7 protein-coding genes are annotated in these 7,116 nt (G+C 44.6%); 3 read left to right on the top strand and 4 right to left on the bottom strand.

All coding sequences use genetic code 11. The features are described from left to right. Together VN379_RS06705 and VN379_RS06700 are read left to right on the top strand one after the other, a co-directional pair. A partial coding sequence (locus tag VN379_RS06705; protein ID WP_325532104.1) for a hypothetical protein occupies positions 1 to 223 on the top strand: 223 nt, incomplete at its 5' end. After that, on the top strand, positions 144 to 1,301 hold the full coding sequence (locus VN379_RS06700) for an alpha/beta hydrolase (RefSeq protein ID WP_414714965.1): 1,158 nt from the start codon (positions 144 to 146) through the stop codon (positions 1,299 to 1,301). The genes VN379_RS06705 and VN379_RS06700, both read left to right, overlap by 80 nt. A gap of 281 nt (positions 1,302 to 1,582) precedes the next feature. Here VN379_RS06700 and VN379_RS06695 read toward each other — a convergent pair whose 3' ends face one another. Together VN379_RS06695 and VN379_RS06690 are read right to left on the bottom strand one after the other, a co-directional pair. Continuing rightward, the gene (locus VN379_RS06695; RefSeq protein ID WP_325532100.1) at positions 1,583 to 2,281 is read right to left on the bottom strand and encodes a flavodoxin; all 699 of its coding nucleotides are present in this window, start codon (positions 2,279 to 2,281) and stop codon (positions 1,583 to 1,585) included. Between the two features lie 185 nt (positions 2,282 to 2,466). After that, positions 2,467 to 3,384: an AraC family transcriptional regulator gene (locus tag VN379_RS06690; protein ID WP_325532098.1), complete on the bottom strand. Its 918-nt coding sequence runs from the start codon at positions 3,382 to 3,384 to the stop codon at positions 2,467 to 2,469. A gap of 327 nt (positions 3,385 to 3,711) precedes the next feature. Between VN379_RS06690 and VN379_RS06685 the strand changes: the two genes are divergently transcribed. Next, entirely contained in the window at positions 3,712 to 4,890 is a 1,179-nt protein-coding gene (locus VN379_RS06685) for an MFS transporter (RefSeq protein ID WP_325532096.1), read from the top strand. Positions 4,891 to 5,011: 121 nt separating this feature from the next. Here VN379_RS06685 and VN379_RS06680 read toward each other — a convergent pair whose 3' ends face one another. Together VN379_RS06680 and pta are read right to left on the bottom strand one after the other, a co-directional pair. Continuing rightward, a complete protein-coding gene (locus tag VN379_RS06680; protein WP_325532094.1) occupies positions 5,012 to 5,959 on the bottom strand; it encodes an NAD(P)-dependent oxidoreductase in 948 nt (315 codons plus the stop codon). A 57-nt stretch (positions 5,960 to 6,016) separates the two neighbouring features. Further along, positions 6,017 to 6,991: a phosphate acetyltransferase gene (pta, locus tag VN379_RS06675; protein WP_325532092.1), complete on the bottom strand. Its 975-nt coding sequence runs from the start codon at positions 6,989 to 6,991 to the stop codon at positions 6,017 to 6,019. Positions 6,992 to 7,116: the final 125 nt, after the last annotated feature.

Genomic DNA, 7,116 nt, shown 5'->3' with positions numbered 1-7,116 from the left:
CTCATATATATTATGGATAATCAAGCTTGTTTCACAAGGAAAGGGGGATATTGGTGTGATGATCTTGGGGGCTGCCGGGGGCTGGCAGGATAAGCTGTGGCATATTGGCAACGGTAATTCTAGAGAAGAAAGAAGGAGTTTTCATGAACTTGAAATTAAAATTAAGTATAGCAATGTTAGCATTAGGGCTGATGGGCATTGGATATGGCGGGCAGGAAGTTAGTGCACAGGAGTTGAAGCGAGGCAGTCATCCCGCTGTAAAAATGGAAAAGAGAGCCTTGCAGGAAGTAGATCCAAACACAATCAAAAGCTCGAATGAAAATCCGTTTGATCTGGTTTATCAGGGAGCAATTACTCGAAATGTCCCTGGTCAGGTGAATATTCATCCGATTACGTATAATTTAAATGGCATAAAGATTTCGGCCAATGTGTATACGCCAGCAGGCTATGATAAGGCAAGTAAAAAACAATATCCGGCACTTGTTGTTGCGCATCCTAATGGCGGAGTCAAGGAACAGGTAGCAGGTCTTTATGCACAGCGTATGGCTGAAAAGGGCTATATCACCATTGCGGCAGATGCCTCTTTCCAGGGAGCAAGCGGCGGTTACCCGCGCAATGTTGATAAACCGACTTATCGGGTTGAAGACATTCATGGTATGGCAGATGTAATTTCTTCTTACCCGGGAGTTGACACAGAACGCCTGGGAATCCTGGGCATATGCGGTGGTGGCGGCTATACGCTGAAGGCAGCGCAAACTGATAAGCGTTTTAAAGCGGTAGCAACGCTTAGTATGTTCAATACGGGAATTGTCCGCCGTGATGGTTTCTTGGATTCTCAGAAGGATACTATTCAAAAGCGTTTGCAGCAAGCCTCGGCGGCCAGAGCACAGGAAGTTGCTGGCGGTGAAGTGCAATATACGCCAGACATGCTGGATATGGAACTGAGTAAGGAACAGCTTGCAAAAATGCCGGATTTATATAGTGAAGGTTATGAATACTATGGTAAGACGCACGCACATCCGAATTCCACGTTTCGCTATACGGTGAGCAGCACTCTTTATTTAGTCACGTTTGATGCGGCTAATAATATGAATCTGATCAGCCAGCCGTTACTGATGATAGCCGGCAGCAATGCGGATACCTTCTATATGACCGAACAGGCCTTTGCTGCAGCAACTGGCACAAATGACAAGGAAGTGTTCTTGATCAAGGGAGCAACCCATATTCAGACGTATTGGGTCCCGGAGTATGTGAACCAGGCCGTTGATAAATTAACTGGGTTCTATGGAAAGCATTTGTGATTGCAGGTTCCAGATATTGCTATTATGCTGCCCATTCGTGGACGGCTTCTCCTATAAGCCCGTATGCCATAAGCAACAACAAGCCTGCTGTCGAAAAGAAATCAATTGCAATCTTACCGATTGGTTTTGGTTTCATCTCTATAATTTCTCCTTGAGCAATATCTTTGAGAAAAGCCTGCCGTATCGGCAGGCTTTTCTAGTTGGGCGGCATGTCATTGTTGGACATGGGTATCTGCTTTAGTCCAGCACCAGCATTAATGCCATTGCTTTTTGTCATGGCATTAATACCCTAAATCCTTTACCCATGCAGTAACATCATCTGCGCAATTTTGCACAGTATTTCTGGAGACCGTAAATCCGTTTTTAATCACATTGGCGTTCGGCTGTAATGCGGCAATGGTGCTCACCGTACCAGACAAACCGCTTCCTCCGTGGGTATTGAACGGGATGATGGTTTTACCAGACAGATCATGACTTTCAAGGAAAGAGTACAAAATCATCGGCATGTCGGCCCACCAGTTGGGGTATCCCAGAAAAACCACATCATATTGACCAAGGTTCTGTATTGTTGACGCGAGTTCCGGTCTTGCTTTATTATTCTGTTCTGCTTTGGCCATATCTACCAGTGTTCTGTGATTAGTGGGATACGGCGTTTTCGGTTCAATACGGAAGATATCGGCTCCGGTATTTTTCTGAATCAAATATGCCACATATTGTGTGTTGCCTAAAACTTCACCGCCCACTACTACCGTACTGTTTGCCTCTTCCTGGTTCATATTATTAGGGTTAGTCGTTTCCGGCATGGAAAAGTACACTACCAAAGCTTTCTTGCCGTCTTTACTTGCAGCCGGGGCTTCGGCAGGGGGAGAGGTTGTCTTACTTTGGTCGCTACTGGAAGGTTTCGGCTGTGGGGTGCCGCATCCAGCCAAACTGGCTACTATAATAATCAAGGATAAAACAAGAGTTAACATTTTCTTCATTTATATGCCCTCCTAATTTCCCGCGGATGCGTCTCATTTGTTTAAAGCGGTTTTGCTTAAACTTATTATGCCTCATAAGGACTAGCAATTGTTATCTCATTTCTCTCGAATGATTGCCTGATTGTCTCAATTACTTACAATATAAGGGGGGGAGTGCGGATTTTACCGCACTCCCCCAAATGGTTTTACGTATCTATTTGTTGAGTATAATTAGCCTTCATGCGCTTCATATCTTCTTTTGGCGGAAAGCCAAACATACGGGAATATTCCCGGCTGAATTGCGATGGACTTTCGTAGCCTACCCGAAATGCGACCTCAGCGGCGTCGGCTGATTCAGATAACAGTAAGCGCCTTGCTTCGTATAAACGTAGTTGTTTCTGGAATTGAAGAGGACTCATCGCGGTTACCTCTTTAAAGTGCCGGTGAAAGGAAGAAACACTCATATTTGCCATTTCGGCAAGATCTTCAATTCGAAAAGACTGATCATAGCGATGCACAAGGCGTTCAATGACGTTGCTAATTCGATAGGTATAGCTTCCCTCGATAGCAATCTGTTCTAATTTTCCCCCGTGCTGTCCCTTAAGGACCCGATAGAGAATTTCCTTCGTAATGAGAGGAGCAAGTACCGGGATATCGACGGGATTGTCCAGTAAACGAACCAGCCTGATTATCGAATCCAATAAAGAGGTCTCAATCCGGCTGACAAAAATGGCGCGATTAGAGTCTTCTTTCGAATCAAGATGAGCTTCTAAATTACTGAGAACATCCAAGACTTGCTTTGGAGTAAATTCCAGCTTAAGAGACAGGTACGGAAGGTTGGGCGTGGCTTCCACAACCTGGCCGATAACAGGAACGTCAATGGAAGCAACAAGGTAATCGGCAGGGCTGTACCGAAAGCGCTCCTGGGCCAGCCACACATCCTTCGCGCCCTGAACGACAATGCATAAGGACGGCTTGAAAACTCCGTAAACCGGTCCGGTAATCGTTGTCTGGCGGTTAAAAAATAGAGACGGAATATCGGTCGCATGAACACCGTCATGACCGGTATAGGATTCAATAATATTGGCTAGTTCGTCCTGCTGTCTATCTATTGCTTCAGACATAAGATCCTCCTGTTTTTCAGCCTGAGTAAGTCTATTATAATACACAGTTAGCTGCTTGCAACTAGTTGAGACAGGATTAGGCAATCATATGGTATAAATGAGATACCGGCTGTTTGCCGATTAGATGCATAATGAAGGTGGCGAAGCTTAGTAGATACCATTAGCTACATGATAGACAAACTCCAGGGCGAGATAAAATGCGTCATACAGCAGTATGGAGACGAAAAATAACGATAGACTTAGTAAATAAACGAAAGAGGGAATTAAAATGTCCAAAAATGTACTCGTATTATCAGCAAGCCCTCGAATAGGAGGAATTTCGGATACATGAACATTATGAACAACAACTGGAAGATTTATATGCTGACCATGATCAGCTTTTTGATTGGCACATCGCAATTCGTTATCGTGGGCATTCTGGATAAAGTCGCTGCCTCCGCTGGCGTATCGGTCGCAACAGCAGGACAGCTGATTACCGCCTTTGCGCTTGCCAGTGCAATCGGCACTCCCCTTGTCATGGTAGCGACGGCGAAGCTGGATCAGCGCAGGCAACTGCTGCTGGCGCTCACGATTTTTTTATTTGGCATCGCTATAACACTCGCCCTTCCGGGCTTTAGTTTCTTAATGGCTTCCCGCATCGTAATGGGGGTCGGAACGGGCGTCTTCGTCGTCACCGCCTATGCGATAACGGCAAAGCTGGCTTCTCCCGGACGCCAAGGCGAAGCCATGTCCAACATATCCATGGGTTTTAGTGCCTCACTGGTATTTGGCGTCCCGATTGGCCGCATCATCACAGCAGCGTATGATTGGCAGACGATTTTTTGGGGGATCGGCTTTTTCAGTTTGCTGGGGACTTTAGCGGTCGCCCGGTTGCTTCCCGCCCTGTCAGGCAAAACGCCGGCTCCCCTCAGTGAGCAATTTGCCCTCTTAAAGAGACCGAATATCGCGGCTGCTCTTAGTATGACATTTTTCGTATTTATTGGCTATTCGGTGGTTAATACGTATATCACACCCCTCCTGGCAGCTCTCAGGCCGATGAGTGAGCAGGAAATGAGCAGCGTTCTTTTCGCCTTGGGCATTGCGAGTTTGATCGGCTCTAAACTTGGCGGGTTCCTGGCGGATCGACTCGGAACTCCTCGTACGCTCATTGGCAGCATGGCCGTTCAGACGTTGTCCCTTGCGCTCGTGTCCAGCACTTCCGGTTCAGTAAGCTTTACAATCCTGCTGATCATGCTGTGGGCGACTTCAGCTTGGACGTTCGGCCTTACTCAGAGCTTTAATATCATCTCGCTTGCTCCGGCAGCCTCCGGTATCATGCTGAGTCTGAATAGCTCCTTCGTGCAGCTTGGTTTTGCCGTCGGCGCAGGCATCGGTGGAATCGCCATGGGAGGCTCGTCAATCATGAGCGTTAGTTGGCTCGGTGCCGCAGCGATCGCAATTGCGCTTTGTATCGCGGTTGTTTCTTTCGGCTTTAGCCGCTTGAGATATCAAGCATGCAGTGATTAGATTCAATTGATAAAATAAATTGAGAGGAAAACGACAATTAATAATAATGGTTGTGTTTGATAAGGTGCAGATGAGTCCTGGACAATAACTTACAGGGTTCTTATTTTTATTGTACCCACCACTATAATAACTGATTGAGCTTGCTTTCAGGCGCTTCACCATTCTCTACACGTTTTATATTATTCACAAAGAAATCATATCTTTTTTTATGGAATTTGCGACCGTCAGGCATACCTGCCGTATGGGGAGTGAGTATCACATTACCCAGATTCCGGAGCTCACTGTCAGTTGGGAGCGGTTCAGATTCAAACACATCCAGGCATGCGCCGGAAATGTCCCTGTTTTTTAATGCATCGATCAAGTCTCTTTCATTGACAATCCCGCCGCGGGAGGTATTGATAAAAAGTGCGGTAGTCTTCATTTTCTTAAATACTGCTTTGTTGATCAGCTGTTTGGTTTCCTGATTCAGGGACATATGTACACTTATTATGTCCGATGCGCTTACAAGAGTATCGAAAGCCGCCATTTTTACAAAACCGTCAGACTGTACAACAGCATTTCTAGCATAAGCCAGCACATTCATATCAAAAACCCTGCAAAATTCGGCTACTTTTTTACCGATGGCGCCCAAGCCGATAATTCCAATCGTTTTGCCCTGTAATTCACTCCCTGTATAGTCCAATTGATTTTCATCCATCCTGTTTTTCATGAAAGAATCAAGAAACGGTATGTTCTTATAATAAGACAATATCAGTGCCATTACATGCTCGGCCACTGCCTGTGCATTCACTCCTGCAGCATTGGCCACCCAAATGCCGAGCTGCGTACAGGCAGCGATATCTACATTATCAAATCCTGCACCGGTCTGTACCAATTTTAATTTTTTTGCCATAGAAAGCAGGCTGTGGTCCACTTTTACATGTTCAGGTATGATTACCTGACAATCTTCAATATGATGCAGCATTTCTTGTCCGGGCGGGACAATTACAATGTCCCAGTCTTCCGGAAAATACCCTGCCACATTTGATTTTGCGGTATCGGTAAAATAGCCGACTATGAGAATCTTCATTGCTAAACCACCTCTCATGCTCCACACCATGCTTCGAAGATCGTTTGATGTTTGCAATTATCTTTTTAAAGAAGCAGTAATAATTGCCATATTATAAACTTCATCTGCATTACAACCTCTTGAAAGGTCATTTATCGGTGCATTTAGCCCCTGGAGAATCGGACCATATGCCTCAAAGTTTCCAAGACGCTGAGCTATCTTATAACCAATATTGCCGGCATTAATATCTGGGAATATAAAAGTGTTCGCTTCCCCTGCGACAGAAGAGTGTGACGCTTTTATTTTTGCAACATCTTTGGAAAACGCGGCATCAAACTGTAGCTCACCGTCAATTGGAAAATCAAGATTCATGCTCTTTAATTTTGTGGCTGTATTTCGCATTTTATCAACTGATTCTCCTGTGCCTGAGCCTAACGTACTATAAGATAATAAAGCGACTTTTGGATCAATGGAAAAGACTTTTGCGGTTCTTGCCGTTTCAACAGCAATCTCGACAAGTTCATCCTCACTTGGATTCAAGTTGATAGCACAATCGGCCATAGCGTACTTTTCCTCAGCATTCTCTATTTTGCGATATAGAATAAAGCTGCTTGAAACAATTCTATTTCCAGGTGATGTTTTAATAATTTGAAGTGCCGGGCGAACGGTGTCGGCAGTAGAATAGGTTGCACCGCCTAAGAGGCCGTCAGCATACCCTGTTTTTACAAGCATCGTACCGAAATAATTAGTTTTCATCAAAGACTCCCGGCAGGTAGCCTCATCCATTTTTCCTTTTCTAAGTTCAACCATCAGCGTAACCATGGATTCTATAGCCGGATATGTTTTAGGATCTATGATTTCAATTTCATTTGTAAGAAAACCATACTTTTGCGATACAATATGTATCTCTTCTGGATCACCTAACAGTATCGGTTCGAGGATCTTTTCTTTTTTTAAACGGCTTGCAGCCTCAAGAATTCTTGGATCGGAACCTTCTGTAAATACTAGCTTTTGTTGTTTGGTTTTTAATTTTTCAATCATACTTTCAAACATTTTATGACCTCCATTTTTAACTTATTGGATTTTGTTTAGCCAATCTGAGCAAATCAAATACAAGTAGTATGGCTAACAGAAGCAATCAGGACGAGGATAAAAGCCATTCTTGTCATATGATTACT

Origin of the sequence: Sporomusa sp., assembly GCF_035561255.1 — a bacterium.
In the GTDB taxonomy this organism is placed as follows: Bacteria; Bacillota; Negativicutes; order Sporomusales; family Sporomusaceae; genus Sporomusa.
This window is presented reverse-complemented; position numbering and strand designations above follow the sequence as displayed.

Bases quoted from the DNA above. Each gene is read 5' to 3' on its own strand.
- VN379_RS06700 (WP_414714965.1), top strand. From the start codon at position 144: ATGAACTTGAAATTAAAATTAAGTATAGCAATGTTAGCATTAGGGCTG.
- VN379_RS06695 (WP_325532100.1), bottom strand. From the start codon at position 2,281: ATGAAGAAAATGTTAACTCTTGTTTTATCCTTGATTATTATAGTAGCC.
- VN379_RS06690 (WP_325532098.1), bottom strand. From the start codon at position 3,384: ATGTCTGAAGCAATAGATAGACAGCAGGACGAACTAGCCAATATTATT.
- VN379_RS06685 (WP_325532096.1), top strand. From the start codon at position 3,712: ATGAACATTATGAACAACAACTGGAAGATTTATATGCTGACCATGATC.
- VN379_RS06680 (WP_325532094.1), bottom strand. From the start codon at position 5,959: ATGAAGATTCTCATAGTCGGCTATTTTACCGATACCGCAAAATCAAAT.
- pta (WP_325532092.1), bottom strand. From the start codon at position 6,991: ATGTTTGAAAGTATGATTGAAAAATTAAAAACCAAACAACAAAAGCTA.